This window comes from Geothrix sp. 21YS21S-2, from assembly GCF_030846775.1.
Lineage (GTDB): Bacteria > Acidobacteriota > Holophagae > Holophagales > Holophagaceae > Mesoterricola.
Genome location: NZ_CP132910.1, coordinates 3,023,139 through 3,038,238, shown reverse-complemented (window position 1 = coordinate 3,038,238; position 15,100 = coordinate 3,023,139). Strand labels below are relative to the sequence as shown.

11 protein-coding genes are annotated in these 15,100 nt (G+C 63.7%); all 11 read left to right on the top strand.

From position 1 onward, the window contains the following. The first annotated feature begins 58 nt into the window (after nt 1-58). The 11 genes from nusG (at nt 59) to rfbD (ending at nt 15,089) form a co-directional block, all read left to right on the top strand. Nucleotides 59-631: a transcription termination/antitermination protein NusG gene (gene nusG, locus RAH40_RS13345; protein WP_373432579.1), complete on the top strand. Its 573-nt coding sequence runs from the start codon at nt 59-61 to the stop codon at nt 629-631. Between the two features lie 65 nt (nt 632-696). Then, nucleotides 697-1,128: a 50S ribosomal protein L11 gene (gene rplK, locus RAH40_RS13340; protein ID WP_306598043.1), complete on the top strand. Its 432-nt coding sequence runs from the start codon at nt 697-699 to the stop codon at nt 1,126-1,128. Between the two features lie 86 nt (nt 1,129-1,214). Then, a complete protein-coding gene (rplA, locus tag RAH40_RS13335; protein WP_306598042.1) occupies nt 1,215-1,904 on the top strand; it encodes a 50S ribosomal protein L1 in 690 nt (229 codons plus the stop codon). 9 nt (nt 1,905-1,913) lie between these two features. Then, nucleotides 1,914-2,417, top strand: coding sequence for a 50S ribosomal protein L10 (rplJ, locus tag RAH40_RS13330; RefSeq protein WP_306598041.1), 504 nt, complete (start codon nt 1,914-1,916; stop codon nt 2,415-2,417). 59 nt (nt 2,418-2,476) lie between these two features. Next, on the top strand, nt 2,477-2,854 hold the full coding sequence (gene rplL, locus RAH40_RS13325; protein WP_306598040.1) for a 50S ribosomal protein L7/L12: 378 nt from the start codon (nt 2,477-2,479) through the stop codon (nt 2,852-2,854). A 337-nt stretch (nt 2,855-3,191) separates the two neighbouring features. After that, nucleotides 3,192-7,583: a DNA-directed RNA polymerase subunit beta gene (rpoB, locus tag RAH40_RS13320; protein WP_306598039.1), complete on the top strand. Its 4,392-nt coding sequence runs from the start codon at nt 3,192-3,194 to the stop codon at nt 7,581-7,583. A 46-nt stretch (nt 7,584-7,629) separates the two neighbouring features. Beyond that, nucleotides 7,630-11,871, top strand: a complete 4,242-nt coding sequence (rpoC, locus tag RAH40_RS13315) for a DNA-directed RNA polymerase subunit beta' (RefSeq protein WP_306598038.1) — start codon at nt 7,630-7,632, stop codon at nt 11,869-11,871. Nucleotides 11,872-12,044: 173 nt separating this feature from the next. Then, nucleotides 12,045-13,001: a hypothetical protein gene (locus tag RAH40_RS13310; protein WP_306598037.1), complete on the top strand. Its 957-nt coding sequence runs from the start codon at nt 12,045-12,047 to the stop codon at nt 12,999-13,001. 8 nt (nt 13,002-13,009) lie between these two features. Beyond that, a complete protein-coding gene (locus RAH40_RS13305; RefSeq protein WP_373432578.1) occupies nt 13,010-13,753 on the top strand; it encodes a sugar phosphate nucleotidyltransferase in 744 nt (247 codons plus the stop codon). After that, nucleotides 13,753-14,253 (top strand): dTDP-4-dehydrorhamnose 3,5-epimerase family protein, encoded by a 501-nt coding sequence (locus RAH40_RS13300; protein ID WP_306598035.1) that lies wholly within the window; start codon nt 13,753-13,755, stop codon nt 14,251-14,253. Before RAH40_RS13305 ends, RAH40_RS13300 begins: the two co-directional genes overlap by 1 nt. Continuing rightward, nucleotides 14,253-15,089, top strand: coding sequence for a dTDP-4-dehydrorhamnose reductase (gene rfbD / locus RAH40_RS13295; RefSeq protein WP_306598034.1), 837 nt, complete (start codon nt 14,253-14,255; stop codon nt 15,087-15,089). The genes RAH40_RS13300 and rfbD overlap by 1 nt, the downstream gene beginning before the upstream one ends. Nucleotides 15,090-15,100 lie beyond the last annotated feature (11 nt).

Sequence of the window (15,100 nt, the reverse complement as noted above, 5' to 3'; positions counted from 1 at the left end):
GACAGATCTGCTGGGTATGCCCGGAGAAACCTTGGCACCCCCGACCAACGAACGGAAGATGGCCTGGTTCATCATCCACACCTATTCCGGCTACGAGGCCAAGGTGATGGAGAGCCTCCGCCAGCGCATCAAGATGGAAGAGCGGGACGAGCATTTCGGCGACATCCAGATCCCCGAGGAAACCTACGAGGAGATGAAGGTCGACGCCAAGTCGGGACGCAAGGAGCGGGTGCTGAAAAAGCGCAAGTCCTTCCCCGGCTACCTGCTGGTTCAGATCGCGGTCACCAAGAAGGGTGCGAACTACGAGATGGAGGATGCCGATTGGCACCTCGTCCGCAACACCCCGAAGGTCACCAGCTTCGTGGGCGCCAACAAGAAGCGCCCCACGCCCCTCACGGACGACGAGGTGCGGCAGATCATGAACCACACCGAAGAGACCCAGGAGAAGCCCAAGCCCAAATACCACTTTGAAAAGGGCGAAAAGGTCCGTATCATAGACGGCCCGTTCGCCAACTTCGAAGGGGATGTGGAGGAAATCCACGAAGAGCGCTCCACCATCAAGGTGATGGTGACGGTGTTCGGTCGCAGCACCCCCGTGGAGCTCGACTTCATCCAGGTGGAGAAGCGCTAGCTTCCCGCCCTACAAGGCGACAGTCGCCGGCATGTGCCGGAATCCGTCGCGGGAGATCATAAGACATGGCCAAGAAGATCACCGGATACATCAAGCTGCAGCTCCCCGCCGGGGAAGCCACCCCTGCGCCTCCCGTGGGCCCCGCCCTCGGCCAGCACGGCGTGAACATCATGGAGTTCGTGAAGCAGTTCAACGCGAAGTCCGTGACCCAGGTGGAGAAGGGCACGATCCTGCCCGTCGTCATCACCGTCTTCGGCGACCGCAGCTTCAGCTTCATCCTCAAGACCCCCCCCGCCGCCGTGCTCATCAAGAAGAAGCTCGGCCTGGACAAGGGCAGCGCCATTCCCAACAAGACCAAGGTCGGCAAGATCACCCAGGCCCAGCTTGAGGAGATCGCCAAGGTCAAGATGCCCGATCTCAACGCCGGCAGCCTCGAGGCCGCCATGCGTTCCATCGCCGGTTCCGCGCGCTCCATGGGCGTCGAAGTCGTCGACTAGGAATCCCTTCAACGGAGTCCCGCATCGTGCGGGAAACCCGGCAACCGCGACCGTCATCGCGGAAGATCTTTTGAGCAGGAGTTAATATGGCAAAACCTGGAAAGAAGTACCAGGCTGCCGCCTCCAAGATCGAAGATCGCCCCTACGACCTCGTTGAGGCCCTCGGCGTGATCACGGACCTGGCGTTCGCCAAGTTCGATGAGACCGTGGAAGTGCACATGAGGCTCGGCGTCGACCCCCGTCACGCGGACCAGATGGTCCGTGGAACGATTGTCCTGCCCCACGGCACGGGCAAGACCATGCGGGTGGCCGTCATCGCCACGGGCGAAAAGATCAAGGATGCGGAAGCCGCCGGTGCGGATATCGTGGGCGGGGACGATCTCGTGGAGCGCATCGCGGGGGGTTTCCTGGAATTCGACGCCCTCGTCGCCACCCCGGACATGATGAAGGGCGTGGGACGTCTCGGCAAGGTGCTGGGTCCCCGCGGCCTCATGCCCAACCCCAAGACGGGCACTGTGACCTTCGACGTGGCCAAGGCCATCAAGGAGATCAAGGCCGGCAAGGTCGAGTATCGTGTCGACAAGACGGGCATCATCCATGCGGGCGTCGGCAAGGTCTCCTTCGGAGTTGAAAAGCTCAAGGAGAACGCCAAGGCCCTCATCGATGCCGTCCACAAGGCCAAGCCGTCCGCTGCGAAGGGCAAATATGTGAAGGCTATCCACATGGCCTCCACCATGGGCCCCAGCATCTCCGTCGCCCACGTTGTGGAAAAGTAGGAGCGGACCATGGAACGCGAACAGAAACGCACCGAAGTGGCCCAGCTCAAGGGGACGTTCTCCACGGCCAAGTCCGCCGTCGTCCTTGGGTTCAAAGGCCTTACCGTCGTCAAGGACACCACCTTCCGGAAGTCCATCCGGGAGAGCAAGGCCCAGTACCGGGTTTCCAAGAACACGCTGCTCAAGCTGGCGGTGAAGGAAACCCAGTTCGATAGCCTGTCCGAACACTTCAAGGGCGCCACCGCCGTCGCCACCACGGAAAATGACGTGGTCGCCCTGGCCAAGGCCGTCCATAACTTCCTGAAGGACAACCCCGCAGCCAACCTCAAGGGCGCGATCCTTGACGGCAAGGCCGTGACCCCGGCGGAATTCAAGATCATCGCCGAGCTCCCGTCCCGCGACGTCCTCATTGGCAAGCTGCTCTACCTCATGATGTACCCCATCTCCGGCATCGCAGTGGCTCTGGAGGCGATCCGCAAGCAGAAGGAAGACGTGGCGCCTGCGGCCGAATAGGCTCCTGCCAGATCCCGTCTCCACCCACCCCGAAACCAATCATTTGAGAGGAGAACTACATGGCTCTCACCGCTGATATGTTGATCAAGGAAATCGAAACCATGACCGTCCTCGACCTGGCCAACCTGGTCAAGGCCCTCGAGGAGCGCTTCGGCGTTTCCGCCGCCGCTGTCGCCGCCCCCGCGGGCGGTGGCGCCGCCGCTGCGGCCCCCGTCGAAGAGCAGACCGAGTTCAATGTCGAGCTGCTCGAAGCCGGCGCCCAGAAGCTGAACGTCATCAAGGCGGTCCGCGAGATCGTGACCGGCCTGGGCCTCAAGGAAGCCAAGGACATGGTCGACGGCGCTCCCAAGGTCGTCAAGGAAGGCGTGTCCAAGGACGAAGCCGCCAAGATCAAGGAAAAGCTCGAAGCCGCCGGCGCCAAGGTCGCGATCAAGTAAAAAGCCGACCGGCCGCGTCAAACCCGAAGCGCGAGGTGTCTTTGTACACCTTGCGCTTTGTGGTTTGTGAAAAAGTGGTATGCTTATTTCTTGCCCCCGGACCCGCGTCCGGGCATTTCGATCCCAGCCACCACAAAGGGCCCCGGTTGCCTCATTTTCCGTGTGCCAGAACATCGCGATCCTCAGGGTCAGCTTCCGCCGGTGACGGCGGGTGGCTGACCCCAGGTCCGTCGCATGTCGCGTGTTCGGTGGGCCTGGATCGAGACTTCTCGTCCGACCTCTCCATGTTTTCCCGACGGTCCCTCAAGGCCTGCGCGGGTGTCTTCCGGAGTGAACCATGAGCGTTCAACAGAACATCTACCGCCAGCGTGTGCAGTTCTCGAAAATCCGCTCCCTGGTTCCAATCCCGAACCTGATCGACATCCAGAAGCGCAGCTACGACGAGTTCCTGCAGATGAACCTGCTCCACTCGGAGCGGGAAGGCCGCGGCCTCAAGTCCGTCTTCGAGTCCATGTTCCCCGTGCACAACGGCAAGAACCCCGACGGCGGCGACGCGAGCCTCGAGGTGGAGTTCGTCGACTACACCGTGGGCCACTGGGCCTGCAAGTGCGGCAAGAACGAGGGCCTCGAGCACCTGCGCACCACCTGCAAGAGCTGCGGCCACCACATCGTGACGGACCACCCGAAGGACCCCACGGTGGACTGCCCCAAGTGCGGCACCCGCAACAAGAACCAGGCGAAGATCTGCGACGTGTGCAGTGAGCCCGTGGGCCTGCACCAGAAGATGCGCATGGAAGAGTGCGTGGAGCGCGGCGCCACCATGGCCTCGCCCCTGAAGATCCGGGTGCGCCTCAACCAGTTCGACAAGGACGAGAAGGGCAACCGGCGCTACAAGCAGAGCCAGGAGTCCGAGGTCTACTTCGGCGACCTCCCGACCATGACCGACCGCGGCACCTTCGTCATCAACGGCACCGAGCGCGTCATCGTCTCCCAGCTGCACCGCAGCCCCGGGGTGTTCTTCGCCATCAGCAACGACAAGGCCCTCTACAGCGCCCAGGTGATCCCCTACCGCGGCAGCTGGATCGAGTTCGAGCTCGACACCAAGGGCCTCCTCTACGCCCGCATCGACCGCAAGCGCAAGTTCCTGGGCTCCACGTTCCTGCGCGCGCTGGGCCTGTTCGACGAGCGGCTCGCGGACAACCAGTCCATGCTGGCCCACTTCTACACGGCGCAGCGCTTCACCCTGAAGGGCGCCGTCGTCTACCTCCAGCCCAGCGAGCTCCTCGTGGGCCAGAAGGCGATCGAGGACATCAAGAATCCCAAGGACAAGGAGATCATCGTACCCAAGGGCAAGGCCGTCAGCCGCCGCCTCCTGGAGTCGATGATCAAGGCCGGCGTCAAGCAGGTGGCCGTGGAGCGCGGCATGCTGGACGGCGCCGTGCTGCTGGAGGACGTGGTCAACATGAACACCGGCGAGGTCCTGCTGGAGGCCAACGACGCCTTCGTGCAGACGCACCTCGAGATGTTCCTGGCCAACAACGTCGACGAGTTCGCGGTGTGCTTCCCCGAGAACGACGCCACGGGCAAGGTCTTCACCGAGACCCTCTCCAAGGACCACACCGAGGACAGCGAAGAGGCCGCCAAGGAGCTCTTCAAGAAGATCCGGCCCGGCGAACCCGCCACGCTGGAATCCAGCAAGAAGCTCCTCCACTCCATGTTCTTCGACGGCCAGAAGTACGACCTCTCCAAGGTCGGCCGCCACAAGATGAACGCCAAGCTCGGCCTCACCACCGAGCTGGACGCCCGCACCCTGTCCACCGAGGACTTCGTCGCCACCGTCCACTACCTGCTGCGCCTGAAGAAGTACGACACCACCCGTTCCGACCGCGTGGACGAGGTGGCGCCGGTGAAGAAGGACGACATCGACCACCTCGGCAACCGCCGCGTCCGCAGCGTCGGCGAGCTGCTGGAGAACTGCTTCCGGGTGGGCCTCGTGCGCGTCCAGAGGGCCATCAAGGAGAAGTTCTCCATGGCCCAGGACCCCAACAGCCCCCTGCAGCCGCACGACCTCATCAACTCCAAGCCCGTCATCGCGGCCATGAAGGAGTTCTTCGGGTCCAGCCAGCTTTCGCAGTTCATGGACCAGACCAACCCCCTGTCGGAGATCACCCACAAGCGCCGCCTGTCGGCCCTCGGACCGGGCGGCCTCAGCCGCGACCGCGCGGGCTTCGAGGTGCGCGACGTGCACACCTCCCACTACGGCCGCATCTGCCCCATCGAGACGCCTGAAGGCCCGAACATCGGCCTCATCTCCAGCCTCTCCTGCTACGCCCGCATCAACGAGTTCGGGTTCATCGAGAGCCCCTACCTCAAGGTCGAGAACGGCCGCATCGTCAACTACGCCAAGGTCACCAGCGTGGGCGACAGCAAGTTCGGCTACATGCAGGTCGTCCCCCTTGACGAGCTGGAGGCCGAGAACGCCAAGTTGGACAAGGCCGGCAAGCGCCCCGCCAAGTCCGAGATGCACGCCTGGTACCTCTCCGCCTGGGAGGAGGACGCCCACACCATCGCGCAGGCCAACGTGCCCGTGGACAAGGAGGGCAACATCCTGGACGAGTTCGTGGTGGCCCGCGTCGCCGACGAGACCAAGACCGTCGAGCGCGAGAAGGTCACCCTCATGGACGTGAGCCCCAAGCAGCTCGTGTCCGTGGCCGCCAGCCTCATCCCCTTCCTCGAGAACGACGACGCCAACCGGGCGCTCATGGGCGCCAACATGCAGCGCCAGGCCGTGCCGCTGGTCCGCACCGAGGCCCCCATCGTGGGCACCGGCATGGAATACTACGCCGCCCGCGACTCCGGCGCCTGCGTCCTCTGCCGCCGCTCCGGCATCGTGGAGACGGTCGACGCCAACCGCATCGTGGTGCGCGTCGAGGACGACCCCGAGACCGAGGGCGAAGAGAGCGGCGTGGACATCTACACGCTCATCAAGTACGCCCGGAGCAACCAGAACACCTGCCTCAACCAGGTGCCCCTGGTGAAGAAGGGCGAGTACGTCGCCTCCGGCCAGATCCTGGCCGACGGTCCCTGCTGCGAGCACGGCGAGCTGGCCCTGGGCCGCAACCTCGTGGTCGCCTACATGCCCTGGCGCGGCTACAACTTCGAGGACGCCATCCTCATCAGCGAGCGCATCGTCAAGGAAGACCTCTACACGACGATCCACATCGAGGAATTCGAAGTCCACGCCCGCGACACCAAGCTGGGCCCCGAAGAGATCACCCGCGACATCCCCCAGGTCCGGGAAGAGATGCTGAAGAACCTGGACGAGTCGGGCATCATCCGCATCGGCGCCACGGTCCGCCACGGCGACATCCTGGTGGGCAAGGTCACCCCCAAGGGCGAGACCATCCTCAGCCCCGAAGAGAAGCTCCTCCGGGCGATCTTCGGCGAGAAGGCCAGCGACGTGAAGGACGCCAGCCTCACGGTGGGCCCCGGCATCGAGGGCACCGTGGTCGACGTCAAGGTCTTCACCCGCAAGGGCCAGGAGAAGGACCTCCGCACCCAGCAGATCGAGCGCGAGCAGATCAGCAAGTGGGAGAAGGACCTCGAGGACGAGGAGCGGATCATCCGCGCCGAGGCCAAGAAGCGCATCGTCGCCCTCCTGAAGAACAAGGAGCTGGCCGAAGCGCTGGCCGACGACAAGGGCAAGGAACTGCTCCCCAAGGCCAAGAAGCTCACCCAGAACATGCTGGAGGCCGTGCCCTACCACCGCTTCCGCCAGGTGACCGTCGCCGCCGGCAAGGAGCGCCTGGAAGCCCAGGTGCTGGACATCCTCGACAAGACCGAGAGCCAGCTCCGCGTGCTGCGCGACATCCTGAACGAGCGCATCGACCGCCTGGTCAAGGGCGACGAGCTCATGCCCGGCGTGCTCAAGACCGTCAAGTGCTACGTGGCCGTCAAGCGCAAGCTGCAGGTCGGCGACAAGATGGCCGGCCGCCACGGCAACAAGGGCGTGGTCAGCCGCATCCTCCCCGTGGAGGACATGCCCTACCTGCCCGACGGCAAGCCCGTGGACATCGTGCTGAACCCCCTGGGCGTGCCTTCCCGCATGAACATCGGGCAGGTGCTCGAGTGCCACCTCGGCTGGGCCGGCAAGGTCCTGGGCGTGCACTTCACCACCCCGGTCTTCGACGGCGCCCGCGAGAGCGACATCAAGGAATGGCTCGTCAAGGCCTGGGAGAAGAACGACCACAAGGGCCCCGACGTCACCGGCAAGACCCTCCTCTACGACGGCATGACCGGCGAGGCCTACGAGCAGCCCGTGAACGTCGGCTGCGTGTACATGCTCAAGCTGCACCACCTCGTCGACAACAAGATCCATGCCCGGAGCATTGGACCCTACTCCCTCATCACGCAGCAGCCCCTGGGCGGCAAGGCCCAGTTCGGCGGCCAGCGCTTCGGCGAGATGGAAGTGTGGGCCCTGGAAGCCTACGGCGCGGCCCACGTGCTGCAGGAGCTCCTCACCTACAAGTCCGACGACATGCACGGACGCACCCAGATCTACCAGGCCATCATCAAGGGCGAGACCATCAAGGATCCCGGCCTCCCCGAGAGCTTCAACGTGGTCAAGAAGGAGCTCAACGCCCTGTGCATCGATGTGGCGATGCTGACGCGAGAGGAACTCGAACCTCTCCAGGACGTCGAAGAACCCGCGTTCTCCATCGAGGGTTAAGTTCGCGACTTTCTGGTGAATCCACAACGATTTTGAGAGGTCTGAAATGTTTCCCGAGCAGCAGAACATCAACGCCTATGAGTGCATCCGGGTCACCCTCGCGTCCCCCGACGTGATCCGTTCCTGGTCCCGCGGGGAAGTCACCAAGCCCGAGACCATCAACTACCGCTCCCTCAAGCCCGAGCGCGACGGACTCTTCTGCGCCCGGATCTTCGGACCCGTGAACGACTGGGAGTGCCTGTGCGGCAAGTACAAGCGCCAGAAGTTCAAGGGCGTCATCTGCGACAAGTGCGGCGTCGAGGTCACCAAGAAGGCCGTGCGCCGCGAGCGCATGGGCCACATCGCCCTGGCCTCCCCGGTCAGCCACGTGTGGTTCTTCAAGGGCGTCCCCAGCCGCATCGGCTACCTCCTGGACATCCCCCTCAAGGATCTTGAGCGGGTGCTGTACTTCGAGGCCTATGCCGTCACCGATCCCGGCCAGACCCCCCTCAAGCCCCGCGAGATCCTCGCGGAAGAGAAGTACCGGGAGTACAAGGCCGAGTACGGCGAGGGCTTCCGGGCCCAGATGGGCGCCGAGGCCATCAAGGAACTGCTCCGCCACGTGGACGTGGAAGCGCTCGCCATCGAGCTGCGCCACCTCATGAAGCAGGAGACCTCCACCCAGAAGCGCGTGAAGATCGCCAAGCGCCTCAAGGTGACCGAGGCCTTCAAGCGCTCCGGCAACAAGCCCGAGTGGATGATCCTGGACGTCGTCCCGGTCCTCCCCCCCGAGCTGCGGCCCCTGGTGCCCCTGGACGGCGGCCGTTTCGCCACCTCCGACCTCAACGACCTGTACCGGCGCGTGATCAACCGGAACAACCGCCTCAAGAAGCTCCTGGAGCTCCGGGCCCCCGAAGTCATCGTGCGCAACGAGAAGCGCATGCTGCAGGAGGCCGTGGACGCGCTCTTCGAGAACGGCAAGCGCGGCCGCCTTCTGCGCGGCGTCAGCAACCGCCCGCTCAAGTCCCTGTCCGACGCCCTCAAGGGCAAGCAGGGCCGGTTCCGGCAGAACCTGCTGGGCAAGCGCGTGGACTACTCCGGCCGTTCGGTCATCGTGGTGGGTCCCGACCTCAAGCTCCACCAGTGCGGCCTCCCCAAGAAGATGGCCCTGGAACTCTTCAAGCCCTTCATCTTCAACCGCCTGGAGCACAAGGGCCACGCGGCCACCATCCGCCAGGCCAAGGAGATGGTCGAGCAGGGCGTGCCGGAAGTGTGGGACGTGCTGGATGAGGTCATCCAGAACCACCCCGTGCTGCTGAACCGCGCCCCCACGCTCCACCGCCTGGGCATCCAGGCCTTCCAGCCCGTCCTGGTGGAAGGCAAGGCCATCCGCCTGCACCCGCTGGTCTGCACCGCCTTCAACGCCGACTTCGACGGCGACCAGATGGCCGTGCACGTGCCCCTCTCCCCCATGGCCCAGATCGAGGCCCGGGTGCTCATGATGTCCACCCAGAACATCCTGAACCCCGCCAACGGCCGCCCCAACGTGGTGCCCTCCCAGGACATCGTGCTCGGCGGCTACTACCTGACCAAGAAGCGGCAGAACCGCAAGGGCCAGGGCATGGTCTTCGGCACCATCAACGAGGTCATCGCGGCCCACGAGGCCAAGGTGGTCGACACCCACGCCATCATCCAGCTGCGCTACACCGGCGAGGTGGTGGACGCCGAGGCCTGGCACAAGAAGGATCCCAAGAAGCACTCCGAGCAGGAGATCTTCGAGTGCCCCAGCCACGAGGTGAAGCGCGAGCTCATCACCACCACCGTGGGCCGGGTCATCTTCAACCGCTCCATGCCCGAGGGCCTGCCCTTCATCAACGCCCTCCTGAAGAAGGAAGGCCTGCTGTCCCTGGTGAACCGCGCCTACAAGCTCAACGGTCCCGAACTGACCATCAAGCTCCTGGACGCCATGAAGGATGTCGGCTTCCTCTGGGCCATGAAGGCCGGCGTGTCCGTGGGCATCGACGACATCGTCGTGCCGCTCACCAAGGGCAAGCTGATCAAGGAAGCCAACGAGCAGGTCCGCGCCGTCGAGCACGAGTACTACCACGAGGGCAAGCTGGACGCCGCCACCCGCTACAACAAGATCCTCGAGATCTGGGGCCAGACCTCCGAACAGGTCGCCACGGACATGATGAAGGAGCTTGAGAAGCGCAACGAGACCGGCGAGTTCCTCAACTCGATCTACATCATGGCCGACTCCGGCGCCCGCGGATCCAAGACCCAGATCCGCCAGGTGGCCGGCATGCGCGGCCTCATGGCCAAGCCCTCCGGCGACATCATCGAGACGCCCATCACCTCGAACTTCAAGGAAGGCCTCTCGGTTCTGCAGTACTTCACCTCCACCCACGGCGCCCGCAAGGGCCTGGCCGACACCGCCCTCAAGACCGCCGACTCCGGCTACCTCACCCGCAAGCTGGTGGACGTGGCCCAGGACGTGATCATCAACGAGGACGATTGCGGCACCCTGGACGGCATCGAGGTCAGGGCCATCGTCAACAGCGACGGCACCATCCGGAGCCGCCTCCGCGACCGCATCATGGGCCGCGTGGTGCTGGACGACGTGGTCGATCCCTACTCCAAGCAGGTCATCGTCCCGGCCGGCACGCTCCTCTCCGAGGAACTGGCCTTCCACATCGAGACCTCCGGCATCGTCTCCGTGAAGATCCGTTCGGTCCTCACCTGCGAAGCCCGCCGCGGCGTCTGCGCCATGTGCTACGGCCTCAACCTCTCCACCGGCCGCATGGTCGATCTCGGCGAGGCTGTGGGCGTCATTGCGGCACAAAGCATCGGCGAGCCCGGCACCCAGCTGACCATGCGAACCTTCCACGTGGGCGGCGCCGCCAGCCGCACCTCCGAGAACTCCACCCACGAGGCCCAGATCGCGGGCATCGTGAAGCTGGACGGCATCAAGTACGTGGAGAAGGTCGTCAACGTCGAGGGCCAGGCCCCCACCGTCGAGCTCATCGCCATCAGCCGCGCCGGCACCATCCAGGTGCTGGATGCCAGCGGCAAGATGCGGGAAAGCTACAAGATCGCCCCCGGCGCCCACATCAAGGTGCGGGACGGCGAGGAAGTGGAGCCCAAGACCCCCCTGGCCGAGTGGGATCCCTACAACGACTACCTCATCTCCGAGAAGGCCGGCATCATCGACTTCAAGGAATTCGAGCTGAACTCCAGCTTCCAGGAAGAAAAGGACCAGATCACCGGCCGCTTCCGCAAGCGCGTCATCGATCCCACCGACGACAAGCTCCATCCCCACATCAACATCAAGGGCGAGAACCACAAGGTCCTCCAGCGCTACAACATCCCCACCGGCGCCTACCTTGAAGTGGAGGAAGGCCGGGAAGTGGTCCCCGGCGAAGTCCTGGCCAAGACCCCCCGGCAGCAGGCCAAGACCTCCGACATCACCGGCGGTCTGCCCCGCGTCACCGAGCTCTTCGAAGGCCGTAAGCCCAAGGACCCCGCGATCATCAGCAAGGTCACCGGCATCGTCAAGTATGGCAACCGCGTCCGCGGCAACCAGAAGGTCATCGTCGAGAACGAGATGGGCGACCGTGAGGAGTACCTCATTCCCCGCGGCAAGCACATCCAGGTGCAGGACGGCGACGAGATCCAGGCGGGCGAGAAGCTCACCGAGGGCGCCGTCAGCCCCCACGACATCCTGGAGATCCAGGGCGACAAGGCCCTCCAGGCCTTCCTGCTCAACGAGGTCCAGGAGGTCTACCGGGCCCAGGGCGTGACGATCAACGACAAGCACATCGAGACCATCATCCGCCAGATGATGCGCTGGGTGCAGATCACCGACGTGGGCGACACCCCGCTCATCGTCGACGAGAAGGTGGACAAGCACCGCTTCAAGGAGATCAACGAGCAGGCCCTCAAGGACAGCGGCGCCCCCGCCACCTGCGAGCCCCAGCTCCTGGGCATCACCAAGGCCGCCCTCACCAGCGAGTCCTTCATCTCCGCCGCCTCCTTCCAGGAGACGACGCGGGTGCTCACCGAGGCCGCCCTCGAAGGACGCGTGGACTACCTGCGCGGCCTGAAGGAGAACGTCATCCTGGGCCGCCTGATCCCCGCCGGCACCGGCATGGCCCTCTACCGCAACCTCGAGACCGAGGAAGGCCAGTACCCCGAAGTGTCCGACACGGACAACCTGGGTATCGACGACTTCGACGACGAGTACAGCCGGATGGCGCAGCATGTCGAGGAACTGCAGGGTATGAGTGAGGTCGAGGGGGAAGATCTCTAGCCCTACTATGGAATAGGTGGTAAAAGGGAAGCAGTCCCCCTTCTTACCACCTATTCCATTGTCTGGATGGTTATATCGGTTGTAAGGGGCGTGGATTTAGATTAACTATGGGAATTCCTGTGCAGGACGTTAACTGCGAAGTCGAATGTACTGTCCGTAAGCGAGGGACTTGAATGGTCAACGGGGTCCTGGGGGTCAAGAAGTCCTTGCTGGCCGGTTGTGTTGTCGGTTTGATTTCAGCGGTCATTTCCGTCTTCCTGCCGAATTACTACACGTCCGAAACGCGTATCCTGCCGGTGGACGCCAAGGGAGCCGGCGGGGGCCTGGGTAATTTGGCCGCCGCCGCCGCCGCCTTCGGAGTGGGCCTGCCAAGCAACGATGGAGGCGAGAGCAATTTCGTAGATATCATTAACAGCCGCTGGATGCGGGAGCGGTTGCTCGCCACCGAGTTCCGGTTCCACTACCGGGCCTGGCGGTTTGGAGAGGACCGGGAATACCGGACGACCCTGGCGGAATTCTTCCATGTGACGAACCCGGATCGGGGTGTCGCCGTGATGGCTGAACTGGTGAAGAGCGGCCGGGACACGAAGACCAAGATTCTCACAATCACCGCCGAGACGCGGTCCCCGGAACTGTCGATGGCGATCGTCCAGCGGACGGCCAGTTTGCTGGAAGCCTTCGTCCAGGCCAAGGGACGGACCCGGGGCGGTAGTAAGGCGGTGTTCGCCGAGCAGCGCCTCAAGGAAGCCGAAGGCGAGTATCTTCAGGCAGAGGATGTTTTCCGGCGGTTCATGGAAGGCAATCGTAATTATTTGACCAGCCAAGATCCCGGGGTCAGGCTCCAGGGCGCTCGGCTGGAAGCCAATGTTAAGCTCAGACAGCAACTCCTTTCGACCCTGGCCCTGAACCGGGAGCAGGCCCTGATGGAAGAGAAGAATGACCTACCGATTCTCTCCGTCATGGATCCGGCCAACTTGCCAGTCGAAAAAAGTCGTCCATCCAGGAAGGCCATTACGCTTACGGGATTCTTTCTGGCCACCCTGGGCTGCTGGGCATGGCTGAACCGTAAATGGCTGAAGCTGGTCCTTCAGGAGTATGGCTCCACAGCGCCCGTTCCAGAGTCGGAGTGAAAATGCCAATCAAGGGAATTGTTCTCGCAGGTGGGACCGGATCGCGCTTGTATCCGCTCACGAAAGTCACGAACAAGCATCTCCTGCCGGTAGGCTATGCGCCCATGCTCTGGCACCCGGTCTGGAAGCTGAAGCAGGCTGGCATTGAGGAGATCCTGATCGTCACAGGCACCGAGCACATGGGCGACGTGGTCGGATGCCTTGGCAGTGGAAAGGATTTCGGTTGCCGGTTCACCTACAAGGTCCAGGACGAGGCGGGCGGAATCGCACAGGCCCTCGGGTTGGGCGAGAACTTCGCCGCGGGCATGCCGGTGTGCGTAATTCTCGGTGACAACATTTTCCAGGATGACCTAACGGCCGAAGTGCGGGCCTATGTTGCCCAGGGCAAGGGCGCGCGGCTCCTTCTGAAGCCCGTTCCCGACCCCCAGCGCTACGGCGTTGCCGAGGTCCTGGACGGTTCCATCGTCGGTATCCAGGAGAAGCCCTCGACCCCCAAATCGAACCTCTCCGTCACCGGCATCTACTTCTACGACGGCTCCGTCTTCGACATCATTCGCACGGTCAAGCCGTCCGGTCGCGGCGAGATGGAAATCACGGACGTGAACAATGAGTACATCCGGCGAAAGGAGTTGACGTTTGGGGTGTTGGAGGGATGGTGGACGGACGCAGGGACGTTCCCCAGCCTGGCCCACGCCAACGAACTGGCGCTCAAGGAAGCCATGGCCTTCCCGGACATCGCGAGGAGGCTCTAATGACCTTCACCCGGGGAATCATCGAAGGTGTCGTGATTACCCCATTCCGCAAATTCATCGACGAGCGCGGCTGGCTGGCCGAGATCTTCAGGCACGACGAACTGCCCGCCTGGTTCCGCCCCGAGATGTGCTACGTGAGCGTCACGCATCCGGGTGTGCTGCGCGGCCCCCATGAGCATGTTGACCAGGCGGACCTGTTCTGCTGGGTCGGGCCTGGCGATTTCAAGCTCACCCTTTGGGACAACCGGCCCTCATCTCCCACCTTCGGCAACCGGATGGAAGTGGCTATGGGCCTCAACAATCCAGGTTCGGCGATCATCCCCAAAGGGGTCGTCCACTGCTACCGGTGCATCAGCCACGAACCGGGCCTCGTCATCAACTGTCCGGACAGGCTGTTCATGGGAGACGGAAAGAAGGCGCCCGTGGATGAGATCCGGCACGAGGATGACCCGGCCAGCCCCTTCGTACTGGATGAGCGGGCCCGAAGGGCGCAGCTCTGATGAACATCCTGGTGACTGGGGCCGCGGGCCAACTGGCGTATGCCATCCAGAAGACCTGGTCGGGCCATGATCTCATCCTTCCCGAGGAATCCAGCCTGGATCTGTGTTCCGAGGCCTCCGTTCTGAAGGCGCTGCGAGGCTTCCGTCCCGATGTCGTCGTCAATTGCGCCGCTTTCACGCAGGTGGACCGGTGCGAGACGGAACCTGGGCTGGCCCGACTGGTAAATGGCGAAGCCGTCGGCTGGCTCGCCAGGGGGTGCGGTGAGGTGAACGCCCTTCTCGTGCAGATCAGCACCGACTATGTCTTCGATGGCACGGGGGACCGCCCGTACCGGGAGGACGACCCCACGGGTCCCCGGTCGGAATACGGAAAGTCCAAGCTGCTTGGTGAACAGAAGGCAGCCCTGGCCCCCAGGCACCTCATTCTGCGCACGGCCTGGCTTTACGATGCCTGGGGCAAGAACTTCCTCCGCACAATGCTGGCCTGCGCGGCCCAGGGGCGCAGCCTTCGGGTGGTGGATGACCAGTTCGGCTCCCCTACCTCCTGCCGGGCCCTGGCCCGTCAGATGAGGGTCGCGGTCGAGGAGGGCTGGGAAGGCCTGGTTCACGCCACCTGCACAGGGAAAACCTCCTGGCACGGGTTCGCTGCGGAAATCTTCCGCCAGTCGGGCCTTCAAGTGGACCTGAAACCATGCGGGACCCGGGACTATCCCCTACCCGCGCCGCGCCCGGCTTACTCCGTGCTGGATGGAACTCGCCGGGGCACCCTGGGCACGGACCTCATGCCGGCCTGGGCGGATGCGCTGGGCGAAGTTATCCAATTTCCAGAGATCTAAAAGGAGAGGCA

Excerpts from the sequence above, each read along its gene's own strand:
- nusG (WP_373432579.1), top strand. The coding sequence starts at position 59 with ATGGCCTGGTTCATCATCCACACCTATTCCGGCTACGAGGCCAAGGTG.
- rplK (WP_306598043.1), top strand. The coding sequence starts at position 697 with ATGGCCAAGAAGATCACCGGATACATCAAGCTGCAGCTCCCCGCCGGG.
- rplA (WP_306598042.1), top strand. The coding sequence starts at position 1,215 with ATGGCAAAACCTGGAAAGAAGTACCAGGCTGCCGCCTCCAAGATCGAA.
- rplJ (WP_306598041.1), top strand. The coding sequence starts at position 1,914 with ATGGAACGCGAACAGAAACGCACCGAAGTGGCCCAGCTCAAGGGGACG.
- rplL (WP_306598040.1), top strand. The coding sequence starts at position 2,477 with ATGGCTCTCACCGCTGATATGTTGATCAAGGAAATCGAAACCATGACC.
- rpoB (WP_306598039.1), top strand. The coding sequence starts at position 3,192 with ATGAGCGTTCAACAGAACATCTACCGCCAGCGTGTGCAGTTCTCGAAA.
- rpoC (WP_306598038.1), top strand. The coding sequence starts at position 7,630 with ATGTTTCCCGAGCAGCAGAACATCAACGCCTATGAGTGCATCCGGGTC.
- RAH40_RS13310 (WP_306598037.1), top strand. The coding sequence starts at position 12,045 with ATGGTCAACGGGGTCCTGGGGGTCAAGAAGTCCTTGCTGGCCGGTTGT.
- RAH40_RS13300 (WP_306598035.1), top strand. The coding sequence starts at position 13,753 with ATGACCTTCACCCGGGGAATCATCGAAGGTGTCGTGATTACCCCATTC.
- rfbD (WP_306598034.1), top strand. The coding sequence starts at position 14,253 with ATGAACATCCTGGTGACTGGGGCCGCGGGCCAACTGGCGTATGCCATC.